General features: G+C 68.6%; 20 protein-coding genes and 1 tRNA gene. 12 read left to right on the top strand and 9 right to left on the bottom strand.

The genetic code is table 11. The features are described from left to right. The first annotated feature begins 701 nt into the window (after window positions 1–701). On the top strand, window positions 702–1,217 hold the full coding sequence (locus Pph01_RS15405; RefSeq protein ID WP_204073745.1) for a DinB family protein: 516 nt from the start codon (window positions 702–704) through the stop codon (window positions 1,215–1,217). Between the two features lie 724 nt (window positions 1,218–1,941). Here the strand turns inward: Pph01_RS15405 and Pph01_RS15400 are convergent. Then, window positions 1,942–2,979 carry a pentapeptide repeat-containing protein gene (locus tag Pph01_RS15400; RefSeq protein WP_204073744.1) on the bottom strand — a complete coding sequence of 346 codons (1,038 nt, stop codon included), beginning with the start codon at window positions 2,977–2,979 and terminating at the stop codon, window positions 1,942–1,944. 196 nt (window positions 2,980–3,175) lie between these two features. Between Pph01_RS15400 and Pph01_RS15395 the strand changes: the two genes are divergently transcribed. Next, entirely contained in the window at window positions 3,176–3,376 is a 201-nt protein-coding gene (locus Pph01_RS15395; RefSeq protein WP_204073743.1) for a hypothetical protein, read from the top strand. Window positions 3,377–3,418: 42 nt separating this feature from the next. On the opposite strand, the gene Pph01_RS15390 is transcribed toward Pph01_RS15395, so the two are convergent. From Pph01_RS15390 to Pph01_RS15375, 3 genes are all read right to left on the bottom strand, one after another. Beyond that, on the bottom strand, window positions 3,419–4,957 hold the full coding sequence (locus tag Pph01_RS15390; protein WP_204073742.1) for an alkaline phosphatase D family protein: 1,539 nt from the start codon (window positions 4,955–4,957) through the stop codon (window positions 3,419–3,421). 441 nt (window positions 4,958–5,398) lie between these two features. After that, window positions 5,399–5,472, bottom strand: a tRNA-Pro gene (locus tag Pph01_RS15380). Window positions 5,473–5,535: 63 nt separating this feature from the next. Beyond that, window positions 5,536–6,450 carry a metallophosphoesterase gene (locus Pph01_RS15375; protein WP_204073741.1) on the bottom strand — a complete coding sequence of 305 codons (915 nt, stop codon included), beginning with the start codon at window positions 6,448–6,450 and terminating at the stop codon, window positions 5,536–5,538. A gap of 70 nt (window positions 6,451–6,520) precedes the next feature. On the opposite strand from Pph01_RS15375, the gene Pph01_RS15370 reads away from it, so the two are divergent. Then, entirely contained in the window at window positions 6,521–6,976 is a 456-nt protein-coding gene (locus tag Pph01_RS15370) for a GatB/YqeY domain-containing protein (RefSeq protein ID WP_204073740.1), read from the top strand. A 147-nt stretch (window positions 6,977–7,123) separates the two neighbouring features. Here the strand turns inward: Pph01_RS15370 and Pph01_RS15365 are convergent, their stop codons facing one another. Beyond that, window positions 7,124–9,343, bottom strand: a complete 2,220-nt coding sequence (locus Pph01_RS15365; protein WP_204073739.1) for a transglycosylase domain-containing protein — start codon at window positions 9,341–9,343, stop codon at window positions 7,124–7,126. 258 nt (window positions 9,344–9,601) lie between these two features. On the opposite strand from Pph01_RS15365, the gene Pph01_RS15360 reads away from it, so the two are divergent. Beyond that, entirely contained in the window at window positions 9,602–9,898 is a 297-nt protein-coding gene (locus tag Pph01_RS15360) for a WhiB family transcriptional regulator (protein WP_036326687.1), read from the top strand. Between the two features lie 210 nt (window positions 9,899–10,108). Here Pph01_RS15360 and bagB read toward each other — a convergent pair whose 3' ends face one another. Beyond that, window positions 10,109–11,263, bottom strand: a complete 1,155-nt coding sequence (gene bagB, locus Pph01_RS15355; protein ID WP_204073738.1) for an ATPase BagB — start codon at window positions 11,261–11,263, stop codon at window positions 10,109–10,111. A 40-nt stretch (window positions 11,264–11,303) separates the two neighbouring features. Beyond that, on the bottom strand, window positions 11,304–12,332 hold the full coding sequence (bagA, locus tag Pph01_RS15350) for an ATPase BagA (RefSeq protein WP_239116712.1): 1,029 nt from the start codon (window positions 12,330–12,332) through the stop codon (window positions 11,304–11,306). A 231-nt stretch (window positions 12,333–12,563) separates the two neighbouring features. Between bagA and Pph01_RS15345 the strand changes: the two genes are divergently transcribed. The 5 genes from Pph01_RS15345 (at window position 12,564) to Pph01_RS15325 (ending at window position 15,994) form a co-directional block, all read left to right on the top strand. After that, window positions 12,564–13,505, top strand: a complete 942-nt coding sequence (locus Pph01_RS15345) for a slipin family protein (protein ID WP_204073737.1) — start codon at window positions 12,564–12,566, stop codon at window positions 13,503–13,505. Window positions 13,506–13,525: 20 nt separating this feature from the next. After that, the gene (sp36, locus tag Pph01_RS15340) at window positions 13,526–13,678 is read left to right on the top strand and encodes a Sp36 family protein (RefSeq protein WP_203881737.1); all 153 of its coding nucleotides are present in this window, start codon (window positions 13,526–13,528) and stop codon (window positions 13,676–13,678) included. Continuing rightward, window positions 13,678–14,142, top strand: a complete 465-nt coding sequence (locus Pph01_RS15335; protein ID WP_204073736.1) for a RidA family protein — start codon at window positions 13,678–13,680, stop codon at window positions 14,140–14,142. Before sp36 ends, Pph01_RS15335 begins: the two co-directional genes overlap by 1 nt. Before the next feature lie 218 nt (window positions 14,143–14,360). Then, window positions 14,361–15,206, top strand: a complete 846-nt coding sequence (locus Pph01_RS15330) for an NUDIX hydrolase (RefSeq protein ID WP_204073735.1) — start codon at window positions 14,361–14,363, stop codon at window positions 15,204–15,206. Continuing rightward, window positions 15,203–15,994, top strand: a complete 792-nt coding sequence (locus Pph01_RS15325; protein WP_204073734.1) for an MBL fold metallo-hydrolase — start codon at window positions 15,203–15,205, stop codon at window positions 15,992–15,994. The genes Pph01_RS15330 and Pph01_RS15325 overlap by 4 nt, the downstream gene beginning before the upstream one ends. Here the strand turns inward: Pph01_RS15325 and Pph01_RS15320 are convergent. Then, window positions 15,991–16,671, bottom strand: a complete 681-nt coding sequence (locus Pph01_RS15320) for a Crp/Fnr family transcriptional regulator (RefSeq protein ID WP_204073733.1) — start codon at window positions 16,669–16,671, stop codon at window positions 15,991–15,993. The genes Pph01_RS15325 and Pph01_RS15320 overlap by 4 nt on opposite strands. A gap of 85 nt (window positions 16,672–16,756) precedes the next feature. On the opposite strand from Pph01_RS15320, the gene nth reads away from it, so the two are divergent. Continuing rightward, window positions 16,757–17,476, top strand: a complete 720-nt coding sequence (gene nth / locus Pph01_RS15315; protein WP_204073732.1) for an endonuclease III — start codon at window positions 16,757–16,759, stop codon at window positions 17,474–17,476. Between the two features lie 151 nt (window positions 17,477–17,627). Continuing rightward, window positions 17,628–18,260, top strand: a complete 633-nt coding sequence (locus Pph01_RS15310; protein ID WP_239116711.1) for an NUDIX hydrolase — start codon at window positions 17,628–17,630, stop codon at window positions 18,258–18,260. Here the strand turns inward: Pph01_RS15310 and Pph01_RS15305 are convergent. Beyond that, on the bottom strand, window positions 18,207–18,830 hold the full coding sequence (locus Pph01_RS15305; RefSeq protein WP_204073730.1) for a HEAT repeat domain-containing protein: 624 nt from the start codon (window positions 18,828–18,830) through the stop codon (window positions 18,207–18,209). The two genes, Pph01_RS15310 and Pph01_RS15305, sit on opposite strands and share 54 nt — an antisense overlap. Window positions 18,831–18,901: 71 nt before the next feature. Between Pph01_RS15305 and Pph01_RS15300 the strand changes: the two genes are divergently transcribed. Beyond that, complete coding sequence (locus Pph01_RS15300) at window positions 18,902–20,086, top strand: MarP family serine protease (RefSeq protein WP_204073729.1); 1,185 nt, start codon at window positions 18,902–18,904, stop codon at window positions 20,084–20,086. The last annotated feature ends 6 nt before the right edge of the window (window positions 20,087–20,092 follow it).

Genomic DNA, 20,092 nt, shown 5'->3' with positions numbered 1-20,092 from the left:
CCGGCCTCTCAGCTGGTACTACGGGGTCGGGGTGGCGGGATTTGAACCCACGGCCTCTTCGTCCCGAAGGAACCCGGGGGACGTCGCTAACGGCGCTGATACTGGCCTTCACCTGCGCGGATGAGCGCTCGGTGATCGCGGCTGTTAGCCGACGTTCGCGGCGGTTGTCACTCAGTTAGTCACCCAAAATCGGGGCGCTGACCTGCGGTTTTCGTTAGGTCCCGCCCGGGTCTATTCGGCTTCGTCCTTGGGCTTGAGCTGGCACGTCGCCCTGACAGCCTGCTTGCAAAAGGGAGCCAGTCACCACTTGGGAATCTCCTCGGCCTGCTCCGGCGTGTGGTGGTGGTCAGTGTGAGGCGTCGTGTGGTCTCGTTGCTGTATTTGCTGCTGTACGGCTTCCGCTCTCCCGCCTGCCCGCGTTTACGGTTGGCCTGGTAGGTGTGCATGCAGCTCAGCCGTGATGAGGCCCTTCAACATCCCTGGCGCTCCGTTTACTGGCAAGCCAAACGATCACTGTTCGGGGACGGGCGGTGCTCACCTCTTCTGGCAGTAGACGATCTCCTTGTCGCCGCGTGCCGGGTACGCCATGATCAGCAGCCGCTCTCCCGCCAACCCTGAAGGTGCCTTCCAGAACCCCTAATCTAACGGCGCGGCAGAAAATATCGTGCGATGCCAGGATCGCCGAAGTAGTGTCGGCCCTCATGAGTATTCCTCGCGTACGTCCGCCCTTGGTCGCTGACGAACGCACCCAGCTCGTCGGCTGGCTCGACACGCAGCGCGCGATCGTCCAGTGGAAGTGCGAAGGGCTGTCGGAGGAGGACGCCTACCGGCCGGTGCTGCCCACCTCGCCGCTCATGACCATGGCGGGCCTGGTCTCGCACCTGCGCTGGACCGAGCACTGCTGGTTCGAGGTGCTCTTCCTGGGGCGCCCCGCTGGCGGCAACCCGCAGTTCGACGAGAGCGTGGAGGACGCCGACATGCGGGTCGAGGGCGTCCCGCTGGCGCAGCTCCTCGACGAGTACGAGCGCCAGTGCCGGATCTCAAACGAGATCGTCGCCGCCCACTCACTGGACGACGTGGGTAAGCACCCCGACTACCGCTCGGCCGCGGCGAGCCTGCGCTGGATGCTGATCCACATGGTCGAGGAGACCGGCAGGCACGCCGGCCACCTGGACGCCATCAGGGAACTGGTCGATGGCGAGAAGGGCTACTACTGACCGCCCGCCGGAGACCGTCCGCACCGCAGAGACCGACCTCACCTCAGAGACCGGCCGCACGTGAGAGATAGACGAGTAAGTCCTAGGTCACTCGAGCGGCCGGCCGGTAGAACCGTCGAATTTCCGCCGCAGCTTCACCAATGCGTGCGCCAAGGCGGGCGTGCCAAGACCAAGCTCAAAGAGATCATCCGCGACTACAAAGACGGCTTGGCCATTGCGCCAGCGGACTACACGGTTGAGCGCGCCGTGAATGACTGAGTCTGAGCACGCGGACACTTCAGGGGCTTCACTCGTGCCTGAATCGGGCCATCAAGCGGGCGATGGCACGCGACAAGGTCAAGCGGAATGTGGTGGCGCTCTGCTCGGTCCCTACGGGGAAGGTGGGACGCCCGTCGAAGGCTCTTACTCTGGCTCAGGCGGAAGCCGTACTGGAGGCAGCCGAGGGTTCTGGGATGTATCCCAACAATCGTCCTGTCCTTGCTCACCGGAGCGCGGACGGAAGAACTCAGGGCGCTGACGTGGGATCACGTGGATACGAAAGGCGACCCAAACGCCACGCCGCCCATACCGCCCCACGTGGCTGTCTGGCGGTCGGTGCGGGCCGGCGGCGACACCAAGACTCGCAAGTCTCGCCGAACTCTCGCCCTGTCCAAGCGTTGTCTAGACGCCCTACAGCGGCAGAGGGAGCAGCAGGAAAGGGAGAGGGAGGTCGCGGAGGCCAAGGTCATGGGGGCTCGTCGGGATTAGGGTTCAGCGCCATGTCTGGTGAGAGCGACCTTGGCCTCTTATCGAGGATCGCTTCCTGGACGTCTCGATGGTCGAGCTCCAAGCCGGCCAGGTTCACTCCATCGAAACGTGCGTCACGCAGGTTGGCGCCCGCGAGCGTCAGGCCGGTCACCTTCGCCCCTTCGAAGATGGCGGTGGCCGCGTTCGCACCGGTGAGGTTGGCTCGTGTGAGATCGGCTCTCCAGAGGTTCGCCCCAGACAGATCCGCCTTCTTCAGGTCGGCGTCTGTGAGGTTGGCCTGGGCGAGATCCGCTCCGTGGAGGCGGGTGCCGGCGAGGTCGGCACCTGCCAGGTCTGCTTCGGCCAGGTCGATGCGGCGGTCTTGAGCGTCATTTTCGACGGTACGGCGGCCGATGACTGTGAGCGCTGCTTGGACATCGGCTCGAAGCCTGGGCCGACCCCGGAGGTATGCCGCTTGCTCGACCCTTGTTCGGCCGTCGGCATCGGGAGCGAGCGTGGGCGCGGCCAGAGGTGGGGGATCGCGTATGAACGCGGTGAGTACCTCCATCACCGTGGGGTGGTCACGGGCCGAATCGCGGGCGATGCGTTCCAGGGCGTAGATGCCGCCCAGCCGGACGGCCAGCTCGCTTGAGCCAAGTTGCTCGATCGCTTTGGTGTACCGATCCGTCAGGTGACCTTGCTCGCTCAGCGCGAGTTGACGCTGTCCCACTTCATAGGTGCGCCTGGTGGTCTCGGCGTTGCGAGCGGTGTAATACACCGCCACCAGCGCCGCCAATCCGGTGGTGACGGTCAACGCCCGCCCTCGTATCGCGTCCAGCGCTTCGGCCCGGTCCTTCCCTACCAAACCGGTGACGCCATCGACGGACTCCAGCACCCAGGCCGCTCCCGGCCCGAGAACCCACACCAGCGCTACCAGCAGGAGCAAGCCCGCCGCAGCCAAGGCTGTCCGGGGCTGCCTTCGCAGGGCGGCCCTCATCAGCAAGATGCTCTTCGGCACCAAGGCCAGCAGTTGCACCGCTCGTTGTCGCACGCCCCCACCGTGGCAGCAGTCCTCAGCGGCAGGAAGGGGCACGGCTGATGCAAATGCGGTCCTCTCCACTCCCTTATGGAGGGCCTGGTCGGCCTCTCAGCTGGTACCACTGGGTCGGGGTGGCGGGATTCGAACCGCGACCTCAAGCCTGCTCTGATCAGCCGGACCCGGTCTGGACCTGGTGGAGATCGCCGTCACCGGCAGCTGGAGTGGATATCGCTCGCCGTCGGAGGCGCGGCCGGCCGTGGGCAACTCACTCGCCGCCGGCGGCCGGCAACTGGTCCAAGTGATCACCGAGATCGAGCACGGTGCGTGGGGCGACCTGGCCATGCTGCTCGAGCGGCGCCGGGCAGTCGGTGATGAACCGGCCCCGCCGGCCTGACGTTCCCCGCTCCCGCCGGGAGCGGGGAACGTCCACACGGTGTCAGAGCCGGCGCACCGATCCGACCTCGGCGCCGTTGTCCAGCTGCCAGCGGTCGGTCGCGCTCACGGTGCCGTTCGGCCGGTCCACCTGGTTGCCGAGCACATACGTCGACGTCCAGGCCGAGGAGGTGAGCGCGCAGTCGAGGTAGCCGCGGTAGGCGTTCAGCTCGCCGTTCTGGGCGTAGGCGTAGGAGGCGCGGTAGGCGCCGGTGTCGGCGTTCTTGTCGTAGTCGGTGGCGCTGTTGCTGGTCACCGGGGGGCCGACGAATTCGGTGGCGACGAGCGCGGTCGTCGCGTTGCGCCGCTGCCGCACGTGCGTGACGATCCCGCGGTGGGTGTCGCCGCTCAGCACCACGGGATTGAAGGCGCGGTGCCGGCGGGCCGCCAGCCGCTTGGCCAGGGCGTCCGTCAGCTCGCTGCGGTCAGCGTCGAAGCCGGACCAGCCGCCGCCCGAGTTCGGGAACCACGAAAGCGGCTGGCCGGATCCGATGGCCGTCCAGGCGGCGTGCGAACCGGCGACCATGTCGAGCAGCCAGTCCAGTTGTTCCCGCCCGAGGATCGTGCCCGGGGCCCGGTACTGCCGCCCGTCGGTGAGCAGCAGATCGAGGTTCGAGCCCCACTTGACGCGCCGGTGGAGCGTCAGCTGCATCAGCCCGGACGCGGCGTCCAGCACCGGCGGGCCGCCACGCAGCGGCATGTTCTCCCAGTACGCCTGCAACGCTGTGGCGAGCTGGGCCTTCTCCGCGGGAGTCATGCCGGGGGCGCGGCCCTGCACGTCGTTCCAGAACTCGTGGTCGTCGGGCACGGTGTAGACGGGGAACCGGGCGTGCATGTCCATCAGCGCCAGCCGCGACTTGTACTGCCCGTACCGGATCCGGTAGTCCGACAGCGACTGGATCTGCCGGGGCGGCAGGTGGCCCGGCCGGCCGAAGTCGTAGATGTAGTCGCCAAGGTGCGCCACAAAGTCGATGTCGTCGCGGGTGGCGAGGTCGGCGATGCCGTTGAAGTAGAAGATCCCGCTCCCGGGCTTGGCCATGTTCTGGCAGCTCAGGATCGCGAAGCGGACTGGGACGTCGGCCGAGGGCACCGGGGTGGTGCGGGTGCGGCCGACCGGGCTGACCCAGTCGCCGGCGCGGAACCGGTAGTGGTAGGTGGTGTCCGGATGCAGGCCGGTGACGTCGACGTGCACGGACCAGGCGTGCTGCGGCTCGGCGATGAAGACACCGGTCGCATGCGGACGGGTGTCGAGGGCCTCAGGCGTTTCGGCGACCGTCCACTCGACCGGGATCGGGCCCTGGCCGTCCATGCCCAGACCGGGCTCGGTCGGCTGAGTGGTCAGACGCGTCCAGATCACGACGGCGCCCGGCAGCGCGTCACCGGAGGCGACGCCGACGGTGAAGGGGGTGGAGGGAAACGTGGCGGCGGCGGCGGAAGCCGGGGCCGCCTGCCGCAGCGCGCCGGCGCCGACGGCCAGACCGCCGGCTGCGATCGCGGCACCTCTGGCGTTGACGAGGAACGTCCTGCGACTGAGCTCGGGCATGTTCGACCCGCTTTCTGGCATAGGGAGACGGCGTAGCTACGAGTACGCGGGGCCGACGAATATCAGCCGAACCTCGTGTGGTCGCTCGACGAATTCCTCAGGCACAGCTGCCCGCGAACCGAGTTCCCCGAGCGACAGCGGCGTTTGCCGCTTTTCAGGAGGCGGGGGGTGCTTCACCGGGGAGGCCGAGCTCCCTCCCGACGCAGCCCGTCGAAGATGATCGCCATGTAGCGGCGCCGCAGGTCGGGGTCGGCGTCGGGCGCAAAGGCGGCCATGTGACGTCCGGCGCGACTTCCGCAACGCGATCAAGACCGCGGAAGGGGTGGACCCGGCCGAGTGGACGCCCCGAGAGCTCCGGATCCTCCGAGGCCGTAGTCACTCAGGAGACGCGGAAGGCCGGTTCCGATGATCGGAACCGGCCTCTCAGCTGCTACTTCTGGGTCGGGGTGACAGGATTTGAACCTGCGGCCTCTTCGTCCCGAACGAAGCGCGCTGCCAAGCTGCGCTACACCCCGGTGTCACAGGTCGTTTTGCCCTGCGACTCGGCAAGTCTAGCGGACTTTGTGCGTGCTTGTGCGTCAGCGGGCCGGGCGGCGGGGAACCAAGGTCAACAGAGTGGCCTCGGGCGGGCAGGCGAACCTGACCGGGGCGTAGGGCGAGGTCCCGAGACCTGCGGACACGTGCAGCCAGGAGCTTTCGTGCCTGCTCAGCCCCTTCACACGCGCCCGGTCGATTCCGCAGTTGGTCACGAGGGCCCCGTAGAACGGGATGCACAGCTGGCCGCCGTGCGTGTGGCCCGCCAGCAGCAACTGATATCCGTCCGCCGCGAAGCGGGACATGTTCCGGGGCTCGGGAGAGTGCATGACGCCCAGCCGAAGATCGGCGTCGGCGGGCGCCGGCCCGGCGATCTCGTCGTACCGGTCCCGGTCGATGTGCGAGTCGTGGATGCCGCCCACATGGACGTCCAGGTCAGCGACCTTCAACCGTGCGGTGGCGTTGTTCATGTCCACCCAGCCCGCCTCGGTCATGGCGGCTCCCAGCTCCGCCCAGGGGAGATTGGGGATGTGCTGCCGCGAGTCGTTCTTGGACGTGCGCCACAGATACCTGGCCGGGTTCTTCGGCCGCGGGGCGTAGAGGTCGTTGGATCCGTAGACGAACAGGCCCGGCCGATCCAAGAGCGGCTCCACGGCCCGCATGTACGGCCCGATCGCGTCGGGGTGGGCCAGCGTGTCACCGGTGTTGACCACCAGGTCGGGCTCCAGGGAGGCCAGTGACCGCACCCAGTTGATCAGCCTCGAGCGACCCGGGGTGAGGTGAAGATCAGAGATCTGCAGGATTCTGACCGGGCGCTGCCCGGGGGCCAGCACGGGCACGTCGAACCGTCGAAGGCGGAACCAGTTCCGCTCAACGATGGACGCGTAGCCGAGACCGGCCACACCGAGACCGAGGATGGACAAGGGAATCGCGGCGGCTTTCCTCACACAGCCAATCATGCCCGACCGCTGTCCCCCTCTCAGACATAACCTGGCGAGAACCAGGCCCCTGACACGGCAAGATGGATCCATGAGTGCGTTGAAGGACAAGTTGAAGGCCGATCTTGCGACCTCGTTGAAGGCCCGCGACGAGGTGCGGCTCCGGACGATCCGGATGGCGCTGGCCGCCATCGGCGTCGAGGAGGTCGCGGGCAAGGCGGCGCGGGAGCTCTCGGACGACGAGGTCGTCAAGGTCCTCACCCGTGAGGCGAAGAAGCGCAGGGAGGCCTCGGAGGCCTTCGCCAACGCCGGCCGCGCCGAGCAGGCTCAGGCGGAGCTCGACGAGCAGGCCGTCCTGGAGGAGTACCTCCCCGCCCAGCTGTCCGACGAGGAGCTGGGCACGCTCGTCGACGAGGCGATCGCGGAGAGCGGCGCCGCCGGCCCCAAGGCGATGGGACAGGTCATGAAGGTCCTCAACCCCAAGGTCGCCGGCCGGGCCGAGGGCGGCCGGGTCGCCCAGGCCGTACGGGCGCGCCTGAGCGCCTGAGGCCGTCCCCAAGCCAAGGCCATACAGACCTGAGGCCGTCCCCCGGGTCCGTACGGCCCGCCTGAGTCCCTGAGGCCGTGCCTCAGGGACTCACCCAGGAACGACGAAGCCCTCCCCGCCATCGGCGGGGAGGGCATTTTCACGTCGTCACTGGGCGGGCGGGACGATCGGGGGGTTCGGGCCCTGGCCGGGGCCGCCGTTTCCGGGATCGCCGGGCCCACCGGGACCGCCGTGACCGTTCTTGTCCTTGTCCTTGTCCGGCGGCGGCTTGGGAGCGCAGGCCTGGCTACAGCCGCCGAACCTCGACATGTCGGGCCGGATGAAGCTGGTCGCGTCGATCCCCTTCAGCGCCGAGGTCATGGTGGCCTTCCAGATCGGGCCGGGGATCGTGGCGCCGAACACCGAGCCGTACTGGTGCCCGTTCATGGTCTCGCCGCTGAGCGGGTACTTCACTGGCCCGCGCGGGTCGCCGAGACTGACCGCCCCGGCGAGGTCGGGGGTGTACCCGGCGAACCAGACGGTCCGCGACTGGTCACCCGTTCCGGTCTTGCCGGCCGCGTCCCTGCCGGGGATGCCGCCCACGCCGGACATCGTGCCCTTGGTGAACACACCCTCGAGGATGTAGTTCGCCGCGTCGGCGATCGCCGGTTCGATGGCCCGCTTGCACGACGGCTTGAACGACGTCGTCTTGCCGGTCCGGTCGACGACGGCGGTGATCGCCATGGGCTTGCAGTACTTTCCGCGCGCCCCGAGCGTGGCGTACGCGGAGGCGACGGTGACCGGGTCCATCTCGTTGAACCCGAGGGTGAAGGTCTGGAACTCGCGGAGCTTGGCGCCGTCGGAGCGGGTGATCCCCATGTCCTTGGCGGTCTTGACCACGTTGCAGAGGCCGACCTTCCGCTCCAGCGTCAGGAAGAAGGTGTTCACCGAGCCCCACGTGCCGGTCTGGAGGGATTCGAACCCGCCTTCGCCGCCCTCGGAGTTGTGCTGCGTCGCGCTCGGGTCGCCGACGTTCTGGCCCTTGCAGTTCTTGAAGTCGGAGTAGCCGCCGGCCCGGAAGGTGCCGCCGACCTTGAACCCGTCGCTGAACTTCAGGCCCTCCTTGAGGGCGGTGACCAGCGTGAACACCTTGAAGGTCGATCCGGCCTGGAATCCGGTCCCACCGCCGTGGTCGGAGTTCGCCACGATGTTGTAGGAGATCTCGTTCTTCTTCTTGTTCCGGCCGAACTTGCGGCTGGACGCCATCGCCCGGATCGCGCCCGTTCCGGGCTCGACGAGCGCCTCGGACGCCACCGGCTTGTCGGAGGAGCTGACGTACTTCTTGATCGCCTTGTCCGCGGCCTTCTGCATCTTCGGGGTGAGCGTGGTCTTGATGGTCAGGCCGCCGCGGTTGAGGAAGTCCTCGCGGGCCTTCGGCGTCTTCCCGAACTGCGGGTTGTTCCTGATCTCGTTGCTGACGTACAGGCAGAAGTACGGGTAGGAACTCTCCCCGCATCCACCCGGGATCGCCACGTCCTTGTAGCCGAGTTTCTTCGACTTCGACTCCGCCGCCTCGGCCAGCGTGATGATCTTCAGCTCGGCCATCCGGTCCAGCACCGTGTTGCGCCGCTCGAGGAGGCGCTCACTGGTCGCCTTGCCCCGGTTCGGGTCGGTCCTGTTCGGGTCCTGTACGGCTCCCGCCAGCGTGGCCGCCTCGGTCAGGTTGAGCTGGGAGGCGTGCTTGCCGAAGAAACGCTGGGAGGCGGCCTCGATGCCGTACGCGCTCGCGCCGTAGTAGGCGATGTTGAGATAGCGGTTGAGGATCTCGTCCTTGGAGTACTTCCGCTCGATGGCCATCGCGTAGCGGATCTCGTTGAGCTTCCGCGAGACGGTGGGGGCGACGGCGGCCGCCTTGGCCTCGTCCGAGTCGGCCGTGTTGTAGAGGACCTGCTTGACGTACTGCTGGGTGATGGACGAACCGCCCTGGGTCACCCCGCCCGTGGTGAGGTTCTTGACCAGCGCGCGGCTCGTGCCCTCGAGGTCGAGCGCGCCGTGCTCGTAGAACCGGAAGTCCTCGATCGCCACGATCGCCTTCTGCATGATCGGCGCGATCTGGTTGAGGCCCACGGACACGCGGTTCTGCCAGTAGAACTGGGCGAACGGCTTGCCGTTGGCGTCGAGGAATGTGGTCTTCTCGGGCAGCGGAGGTTCGGGCAGGTCCTCCGGGGCGAGCCTGAGGGCCTCGGTCGCCGACTTCACCGTGACGCCCGCGCCGCCGACGGCGGGCAGGGCGATGGCCGCCGCCAGCAGACCGGCCACGCCGGCTGCGGCGATCAACTGCAGAAGGTTCCAGAACGCCGACGCCCGGCCTTTGCCCTTAGCTTGCACGGGTCCAAGCGTACGTCGGATAGGTCACGTGATCGGCACCAATTGCACCAGCTTGCATTACTGATTCCCAAGGATGACTAGTCATTCCCGGCCACATGGCCTGACATGACCATGCGAGAAATTGGTCCCCCCGGGGACTGTCGGTCCGATCGCCTCCTTGCGTACGTTCTCCTCTGCGGCAACTGCTACCAGGAGGCTCGACGCCCGCGCCCGTCGGCCGAAGTGACGACTGACCACCTAAGGGGAGTGGGGTCGAACATGTGGATCACGGATTGGACCTCCCGTGCCGCCTGTCGAGGTGCGGATCCTGACGCGCTTTTCGTACAAGGCGCCGCGCAGAACCGGGCGAAACTGATCTGTCGAGGATGCCCCGTCCGTACCGAGTGCCTCGCCGATGCGCTGGACAACCGCATCGAGTTCGGGGTCTGGGGCGGAATGACCGAGCGGGAACGCAGAGCGCTGCTGAGGCGGCGACCCGACGTCGACTCCTGGCGCGACCTGCTCGAATCAGCCAAGGAAGAGTACGAACGCACCAACGAATTGATCGCCGGCTGACCCCCGACCGGCTGGGCACCACCGCACACCCTTGCGGCTTCTCGGCCCGAGTCACCATCCCCGGGTCAGTCTGATCTCACGGCCGGCACCCCGGCCGTTCGGGTTTCGTGGCGGGCGCTCCCTGCGCCTCCCCCTCCATCCATCACCGTGGCCACGCCGTCACATCGCTGTTACCGCGCGGCCCGGTGATCTTGACGAACGCGTCGGAGACTACGACGCGAGAAGCCGTCCGATCTGGCGCAGTCCCGCCAGGTCGTGGACGTCTTCCGGCATGGCGGGCACCTGGGCGAGCGGCACCGTGGGGTGCGCAGAGGTGAAGTGCTCCTGTTCCCGCTGCTCCCGTGCGGCGAGCTGCATGCGGTCGGCGTGCAGCCGCAACACGGCGGCGGTCAGGTCGTGCTCGCGGCGCGCCTCCAGCTCCTCGGCGGCGGCGGCACTCCGGGCCGCGGACAGTGTGGAGGCCGATGCCCGGTGCACCCGGTTGACCACCACCCCGGCCAGGGGCATGCGGTCGTCGGCCAGCCGTTCGACGAAGTAGGAGGCCTCGCGCATGGCGTCGCGCTCCGGCGCGGCGACGACGAGGAAGGCCGTGCCGGGCGCCTGCAGGAGACGGTAGGTCTGTTCCGCCCGCTGCCGGAAGCCGCCGAAGACCGCGTCGAGGGCCGACACGAAGGTCTGGATGTCCTTGAGCACCTGTGCTCCCAGCACCTTGGTCAACATGCCCGCGACGATGCCGAACCCGGCGTTGAGCAGCTTGAACGCGCTCCGTCCTCCCGCCTTGGCCGGGGCCGTGAGGATGCGGATCAGCCGTCCGTCGAGGAACCGCCCGAGCCGTTCCGGCGCGTCCAGGAAGTCGAGGGCGGACCGCGACGGCGGGGTGTCGACCACGATCAGGTCCCAGTCACCCGAACGGCGGAGCTGGCCGAGTTTCTCCATGGCCATGTACTCCTGCGTGCCGGAGAAGCTCGACGACAACGACTGGTAGAACGGGTTGGTCAGGATCTGCTGAGCCCGCTGGGGGTCGGCGTGGGCCTCGATGATCTCATCGAAGGTCCGCTTCATGTCGAGCATCATCGCGTGCAGCTCGCCGCCGTTGGCCGCGTCGACCCTGTCGTCCGCGGTGCCGTTGCCCATGATGCGGCGCGGGGTGTTGTCGAGCTCGGTGAGGCCCATGGACTGGGCGAGCCGCCGGGCGGGGTCCACGGTGAGCACGACGACCGACCGCCCGCGCTCGGCGGCGCGCAGGCCGAGCGCCGCCGCCGTCGTGGTCTTCCCGACGCCGCCGGAGCCGCAGCACACGATGATCCGCGTGCCGTCGTCGTCCAGGATCGCGTCGATGTCCAGCGCGGGGGCGGTCCTGCTCACAGATCAACCTCTTCTGCGTGGGTGTGCGGGTGCGTCACCGTCATGCCGCGCCCTGGTTGCGGATGACCTCGGCGAGTTCGTAGAGGCCGGTGAGGTCGACGCCGTCGGCCAGCAACGGCAGGTCGTACCGGGGGGCGCCGGTGGTGTCCAGCGTGCTGCGCTCGCGCCGTTCCAGCTCCGTACGGAGGGCGTGCTCCGCGACCTCCTGGGCGAGCGACTCGGCGATCAGGGACGCGTCGGCCTTGCCGTCCGCGAGGCCCGCCGCCTTCAGCCCCAGGGCGAGCTCCGACAGGTCGAACCGATCCGCGGCGGCGGCGTCGAGGACCGCGTCAGGCAGGGTCGTCGGCCGGACCATGTTGATGAAGACGCCCCCGACGGGGAGCTTGGCCGTGTGCAGCTCGGAGATGCCGTCGAGCGTCTCCTGGACGGGCATCTCCTCCAGGAGCGTCACGAAGTGCACGGCCGTCTCCGGCGAGGCGAGGACGCCCCGGACCATGTCGGCGTGGTTCTTGACCGGGCCGACCCTGGCCAGCCCGGCGACCTCCTGGGTGACGTTGAGGAAGCGGGCGATCCGGCCCGTCGGGGGTGCGTCCATGACGATCGCGTCGTAGACCCTTCGCCCTGACGCGTCGCGCCGCCGTACGGCCTCGCTGGTCTTGCCGGTCACCAGGACGTCGCGCAGACCGGGCGCGATGGTCGTGGCGAAGTCGATCATGCCCATCCGGGTGAGCGCCTTGCCCATGCGCTTGATGCCGTAGAACATCTCGAGGTAGTCGAGCATGGCCTCTTCGGGATCGATCGCCAGCGCGTAGACGTCGCCGCCTCCGGGCGCCACGGCGATCTTCCGCTCCTCGTACGGCAGGGGCGGGCGGTCGAAGACCTGGGCGATGCCCTGCCGTCCCTCGACCTCCACGAGCAACACCTTGCGGTCGCCCGAGGCGAGGGCGAGCGCGAGGGCCGCGGCCACCGTGGTCTTGCCGGTGCCGCCCTTCCCGGTCACGACGTGCAGTCGCACACCTTCCCAGTCGGTGTCACGGGCTGTGCTCTTCCTGTGGGTTGGCTGCTTCACTTCGCCTCCTCCGGCCTGCCTGACGGGGTCGTCACGCGGGCCCCGCCACAGCTGTGCCGGTCGGCCGGCCTGCTCCACTCGCCCACGCTTCGAAGGCTACCCAACGGTCATATGCCGATTCATCTCGGTCGACTTCGTGGGGAACCGCGCATGACGGCTTGGACGACGATTGGGTAAGACTTGGTTCACGGGCGAATCCCCCCGAACGCGCCCACGAAGGAGATGCCGGCAATGGAGTCGGTGCTGTTCCCGTTCATCGTGATCCTGGCCGTCCTCGCGATCATCGTCGTCTCACGCGGCGTGCGCGTCGTCCAGCAGTTCGAAACCGGGATCGTCTTCAGGCTGGGGCGCATCCGGCGGGACATCCGAGGGCCCGGTCTCCATCTGATCGTTCCGGTCGTCGACCGGATGCAGAAGGTCAACATGCAGATCGTCACGATGGAGGTTCCCGCGCAGGAGGGCATCACCCGGGACAACGTGTCGGTCCGCGTCGACGCGGTCGTGTACTTCCGGGTCATCGACCCGATCAAGGCCGTCGTCAACGTGCAGAACTACCTCTACGCCGTCTCGCAGGTCGCCCAGACGTCCCTGCGTTCGGTCATCGGGCAGTCCGAGCTCGACCAGCTCCTGTCCGACAGGGACGCGCTGAACACCCAGCTGAAGGCCGTCATCGACGAGCCCACAGAAGGTCCCTGGGGCATCAGGATCGAGCGCGTCGAGATCAAGGACGTCGCGCTCCCCGAAGGCATGAAGCGGTCGATGTCCCGCCAGGCCGAGGCCGAGCGCGAGCGCAGGGCTCGCATCATCACGGCGGACGGCGAGTTCCAGGCCTCCAAGCGGCTGGCCGCGGCGGCGCGGCAGATGTCCTCCGACCCCTCGGCGCTGCAGCTGCGCATGCTCCAGACCGTCGTGGAGGTCGCGGCGGAGAAGAACAGCACGCTCGTCATGCCGCTGCCCGTCGAGCTGCTGCGCTTCTTCGACCGGATGGCCCCCGCCGCCGAGCAGGCCCCCGCTCCGGTGGCGGAGGACCCGGAGCCCGAGCCCGTGGAGGAGGCGATCGACGAGCTGCCGGCGGTCGAGCCCTCTGCCGTCCTGCCCGGTGATGTGCCCGGGGAGGGCCGCCGGATCGAGGCTCCCCTGGGGAACGGCACAGGCGAGGGCGGCGTGGCCTGACACATCGATAGCCTGTGCGCATGACCAAGTGGGAATACGTCACGGTGCCGCTGCTGACGCATGCGACCAAGCAGATCCTGGACAACTGGGGAGAGGACGGCTGGGAGCTCGTCTCGATCGTCCCCGGGCCCAACCCCGAGCAGCTCGTCGCCTACATGAAGCGGCCCAAGTGATGACGACGCCGGAAGAGCGGATCGCCGACCTCGGGCTCGTGCTGCCCGAGGTCGTGCCCCCGCTGGCCGCCTATGTGCCCGCCGTGCGGACGGGCGACCACGTGTACACCTCGGGCCAGCTGCCGATGGTCGACGGGAAGCTCGCCGCCACCGGAAAGGTGGGGGCCGAGGTCTCGGCAGAGGAGGCCAAGGAGCTCGCGCGCGTCTGCGGGCTCAACGCGATCGCGGCCATCAAGTCGGTGGCCGGGGACCTGTCGAAGGTCGCGAGGATCGTGAAGGTCGTCGGCTTCGTCGCCAGCGCGCCCGACTTCACCGGGCAGCCTCAGGTCGTCAACGGCGTGAGCGAACTGCTGGGCGAGGTCTTCGGCGACGCCGGCAAGCACGCCAGAAGCGCTGTGGGCGTCGCCGTACTCCCTCTCGACGCCCCCGTGGAAGTCGAGATCATCGCCGAACTCCACGCCTGACTCGCGGCGCGTCCCGGCTCGCGGGCGCGATCACCGCACATCCTCGGGGAAGGGGCCGCTTGCCGGCCCCTTCGCCGCGTTCTCCAGGTTTCTCCGGGCTTCTCAGAGTTTCCTCGGGCAAGATCACCGGTTGTCTCTCGCACGCCCCTGTCCCCAGAAAGACGGCGGCGCGAATACCATGAGGCCGGAAACCGAGCGATGTTCTGCTGGAGGCGCACATGGGCATTCCACTGCCGGGAGAACTCGGGGAGCGTGCGCGGGGCATCCTGGCCGGCCACATCCTGCCCGTCCCCGCCCGTGACGCCGCCACCGTGGTGCTGCTCCGGGACGACCCGTTCGAGGTCTACCTGCTGAAACGCAAGGCGACGATGGCCTTCGCGGCAGGCGCCTACGTGTTTCCCGGGGGTTCGGTCGACCCGCGTGACAGCGACCACGCCGTCGCCTGGGCCGGTCCCCGGCCCGCCGAATGGGGTGAGGCGTTCGGGGCCGACGAGAGGACGGCCAGGGGCCTGGTCTGCGCCGCCGTACGGGAGACTTTCGAGGAGTCCGGAGTCCTGCTCGCGGGGCCCAGCCCGGAGACCGTCGTCGAGGACACCACGGGCGACGACTGGGAGGCCGATCGCCTCGCGCTGGTCGACCACACCCTCTCGTTCGCCGAGTTCCTCGACCGGCGCGGGCTCGTGCTGAGGTCCGACCTGCTGAAGTCCTGGGCGCACTGGATCACGCCCGAGATCGAGACCCGGCGGTTCGACACGCGGTTCTTCGTGGCCGCCCTGCCCGCGGGCCAGCGGACGCGCGATGTGGGCGGCGAGGCCGACGTCGTGGCGTGGATGACTCCGGACGCGGCGCTCGCGCGAAGCCGGGCGGGCGAAATCATGCTCATGCCACCGACATTTCATACATTGACCGAGATTGCGGCGTTCGAGAGGATCGACGACGTGTTCTCGAACGACCAGACGATCACGACCTTCCTGCCGTCCGCCAGGGAGCATGACGGACAGGTCGTGCTCGACGTCCCCGACATCGACTACCGCCTCCCCACGCAGAAGCGGGAATCGGCATGAGCGGCCTGCGGATCCCGGTCGACGGCCCGGACGGGTCGGGTACGGCGGGCGCGACCAACCTGCTGGCCCCGAACCCTTCGCCGATGACCCTCGACGGCACCAACACCTGGGTCGTCGGCCTGTCGGACCACGTGCTGGTCGTCGACCCCGGACCCGACGACGAGACGCACCTCAAGCGGGTCGCCGGTCACCTGGGCGACCGCAGGGTGACGGCGATCCTGCTCACGCACGGCCACGAGGACCACAGCGGCGGCGCCAGGCGTTTCGCCGAGATGGTGGGCGCGCCGGTCCGCGCGCTCGATCCCCGGCACCGGCTGGGCGACGAGGGGCTCGCGGACGGGGACGTGGTGACGGCCGGCGGTACGGAGATCCGAGTCGTCGGCACCCCGGGACACTCGTTCGACTCGTTGTGCCTGTGGTTGCCGGAGGACCGGGCGATGCTCACCGGCGACACGATCCTCGGCCGGGGGACCACCGTGATCGCCCACGACGGGGATCTGGGCGACTACCTCCGCAGCCTCGACAGGCTGAGGAGCGGCGCCGAGATGCTGGAGGCCGTGGCGCTGCTTCCCGGTCACGGGCCGGTGCTGCCCGACCCGATCGGCGTGCTCGACGCCTACATCGCCCACCGGCGGCAGCGGCTGGACCAGATCCGCGAGGCCATCAGGCAGGGGGCCAGGGACGCCCGCGAGATCGTCGAGATCGTCTACGCCGATGTGGACACGTCGTTGTGGCCCGCCGCGGAGATGTCGGTCGCGGCCCAGCTCAACTACCTCAAGACGCTCTAGCGCGAGCGGTTGTAGAGCCGCTCCCTGTCCATGATCACAACGGCCTTCGCCTCGATGCGCAGCCAGCCTCGCCCGGCGAAGTCGGCCAGGGCCTTGTTGACCGTCTCCCGTGAGGCGCCCACGAGCTGGGCGAGTTCCTCCTGAGTGAGGTCGTGGTGCACCCGGATGCCGTCGTCGGTCTTCTTCCCGAAGCGGTCGGCGAGGTCGAGCAGTTGCTTGGCGACCCGGCCGGGAACGTCGGTGAAGACCAGATCGGCCAGCACGTCGTTGGTGCGGCGGAGCCGTTGCGCAAGGGCGCGCAGCAGATGGAGGGCCACTTCGGGACGCCCCGTCAGCCACGGACGGAGATCGTCGTGTCCCAGCCCGGCGAGCCGGACGTCGGTCAACGCGATGGCGGACGCCGTACGGGGGCGGGGGTCGAAGAGGGACAGTTCGCCGAACATCTCACCCGGACCGAGGACGCTCAGCAGGTTCTCGCGGCCGTCGGGGGCTGTTCGCGCTAACTTGATCTTGCCCTCGAGCACCACGTAGAGGCGGTCTCCCGTCTCGTTCTCGCTGAAGAGGGTGCGACCCTTGGGGAGTTCGACCTCGGTGACGCTGGTCCGCAGCGCCGCGGCGCTCTCAGGGTCGAGCGCGGAGAACAGGGGAGCCTTGCTCAGTACTTCTTCGGTGCTCACGGTGCCTCCTTTACTGTGGTTCGCGCTCGGTCGTCGGCTCCGTGCTTAGCCATTGTGACCCACGCCTTCCGCATAGGCTTACTGGGTGTCCCGCAAAGTCCCATCGGCTGCCGAGTCCCGGCTCGCTCTGGTGCGTCGTGCCCGGCGGATCAATCGAATCCTGGCCGAAACCTATCCTGACGCCCATTGCGAGCTTGACTTCGGCAACCCCCTTGAACTGCTGGTCGCCACGATCCTCTCGGCGCAGTGTACGGACAAAAGGGTAAATATGGTTACTCCGGTGCTTTTTGCGAAGTATCGGACAGCTGCTGACTTCGCGGCGGCGGACCGCGCGGAGCTCGAGGGGATCATCAAATCGACCGGGTTCTTCCGGGCGAAGGCGAACAGCATCATCGGCATGGCCCAGGCGCTCTGCGAACGGCACGAGGGCGAGGTCCCCGGCAAGCTCCCCGAGCTCGTCAAGCTGCCGGGCGTCGGCCGCAAGACCGCGAACGTCGTCCTCGGCAACGCCTTCGACGTTCCGGGGATCACCGTGGACACCCATTTCCAGCGGCTGTCCCGGCGCTTCGGGTGGACCACGGAGACCGACCCCGTGAAGATCGAGCACGAGGTCGGGGACCTCATCCCCAAGTCCCAGTGGACGATGTTGTCCCATCGGCTCATCTGGCACGGCCGGCGGATCTGCCAGGCGCGCAAGCCCGCCTGCGGCGCCTGCCCGCTCGCGGCGCTCTGCCCGTCGTACGGCACCGGCCCCACCGATCCCGACGAGGCCCGCAAGCTCGTCAAGGCCGGCCCGTTCTCCTGAATCCGACCGGCCGGCTCCGGCGCCGGGCGCGTTTTCCTCTTCTCTGCGGGAAGCCTCAGCCGTCCGTGGTCGTTGTACGGCAGGCTGGTCGGCTCAGGCCCCCGAGGGGCCGAGCCAGCGCTAATCGGAGGTGCTCGTGGTTCCCGGCTGGTTGACCGACTTGGCGGCGGGAGCCGTACGGACCCGGGTGCCCGCGGCGCTGCGGCCGCCCGCGAACGGCGACGGCCGGCGTGCGGCGGTGCTGCTGCTGTTCGGCGAGGGGCCGGAAGGGCCCGACATCCTGCTCATCCAGCGCAGTTCCAAGGGGCGGGTGCACGCCGGGCAGCCCGCGTTCCCCGGCGGCGGTCTCGACCCCGAGGACGACGGCCCGATCGGCGCCGCCCTGCGCGAGGCGGAGGAGGAGACCGGACTCGACCCGCAGGGCGTCGAGGTGGTCGGCACCATGCCCGAGCTGTACGTCATGCGCAGCGACAACCGAGTGACGCCCGTGCTGGCCTGGTGGCACACGCCGTGTGCGGTTCACGCGGCTTCTCCCGACGAGGTGGAGGCGGTGGAGCGCATCCCCATCGCCGAGCTCGTCGACCCGGCCAACCGGCTTCGACTCCGGTATCCCGCCGGAGCCTCGTCCCACCCGGCGTTCCGCGTCCGCGGTCTGCTGGTGTGGGGATTCACCGCCGGCGTGCTCGACGGGGTCCTCGCCGCGACGGGGTTCGAGCTGCCGTGGGACCGGTCACGGATCGAGGATCTGCCGCCCGAAGTCCTTGACCTGGCCGCCCGAGGTTAGCGTCAGGCCGAGCGACGCCCAGTCGGCGACGTCGTCGTCCTCGTCCGCCGCCAGGCGCCGCAGCGCGGACAGCCCGGCGGGGTCGGGCGGATCGCCCATGACGTTGGGCAACGCGTAGGCGGCGCCGTACCGGACGACGGGATCATCGCTCCCGGAGAGCTCGATCACCGACGGGAGGGCGCGCACGTCGCGCAGGTGCCCGAACGCGATCAGCACGGAATAGAGCACATGGGAATCGCTCTCGCTCACCGCGAGATAGCGCAGCACGGGCAGAGTCCGGTCGGCGAACGGGCGGTCACGGCCGAGCTCGCCCAGGATGTCCACGCCGAGCACCCGCTCGCTCGCGGACGCGCTCGCGCACAACCGCCTGGCCACGGTGAACGTCTCCAGGTCTCCCCGCGCCTGCAGCGCGGTGATGGCCTGCCACCGTGTGGTCCCGTCCGGGTCCCTGTCGCCGAGCGCGACCTGGATCAGCTGGTCGACACCGGTTTCGTGATCGCCGTCTGGCCCCCGCCGGGTCCCCTCGCGCTGGGCCTCACCGTCTTCGGGTGGCCCGTCCCCTGCCTCCATGACGTCACGATATCGAGGAGACCTGAGGGACGCCTGCACGATGACCGGCTCGGCTGGATACCGTTGAAACTGTGCGCGGTGATCTCCTGGATCTCATTCTGATCGGCCTCGTGGTGGCCTTCGCCGTATCCGGTTATCGGCAGGGCTTCATCATCGGGGCCTTCAGCTTCATCGGATTCGTCGGCGGGGCCGTCCTCGGAATGTTCGTCGCGCCACCGATCGCCGGCGCGATCGTGAGCGGCGACACGGAGCGGGCGCTGCTCGCCATCGTGGTGGTGTTCCTGGCCGCGACGGTGGGCCAGTTCGCGTCGTCCACCATCGGGGCGGTGGTCCGCAGCCATGTGACGTGGGAGCCGGCGAAGACCGTCGACGCCTTCGGGGGCTCGGTGGCCAGCGGCCTGTCGGTCCTGGTGATCGCGTGGCTGCTCGGCTCGCTGATGGTCTCGATGAGCTTCACCATGATCAAGGACCAGGTGAACGGCTCGGTGGTCTGGCAGACCGTCGACGACGCCATTCCCAGCGGCGTACGGGCGCTGCAGAAGCCGTTCCGGGACTTCGTCGACTCCTCGGAGTGGCCACAGGTGATCACCTCCATCGGAGGGCAGAACGTGGCGCCGCCCGACGAGGGGGTCCTGAAGGGCAGCCCCGGCCTGACCAAGGCGCGCAAGTCCATCGTGAAGGTCCAGGGCACCGCCCCGAGTTGCCGCAAGCGCATCGAGGGCACCGGATTCGTCTACGCGCCCCACAAGATCATGACGAACGCCCACGTGGTCGCAGGGGTGACGCGGGATCTCCGGGTCACCGACTCCACGGGGGCGGGCCACGACGCCCGGGTGGTGCTTTACAACCCCGACCGGGACATCGCCATCCTCGACGTGCCTGACCTGCAGGTGCAGTCGCTCCGCTTCGACTACTCGGCCGAGAGCCGCGACGACGCGGTCATCGCCGGTTACCCCAAGGGCCACGGGTTCACGCCGCTGGCCGCGAGGATCAGGGTCAAGCAGCGGGCCGAGTCGTACGACATCTACAACCACCGCAAGGTCGACCGGGAGGTCTACGCGATCCGGGGCAAGGTCCAGCCGGGCAACTCGGGAGGCCCGCTGCTCAGCCCGGACGGCAAGGTGTTCGGCGTGATCTTCGCGGCGGCCACCGACCAGCCGGAGACGGGGTACGCGCTCACGGCCGAGGAGGTCCTGCCGGACGCCGAGGACGGCAGTGCCGCGATAGCCCGCGTAGGCACCCAAGAATGCGACTGACCCCCT

The organism is Planotetraspora phitsanulokensis (genome assembly GCF_016863295.1).
Taxonomy (GTDB): Bacteria; Actinomycetota; Actinomycetes; order Streptosporangiales; family Streptosporangiaceae; genus Planotetraspora; species Planotetraspora phitsanulokensis.
Note: the sequence above shows the minus strand (reverse complement) of the source record. Positions and strands in the feature narration are given on the sequence as shown.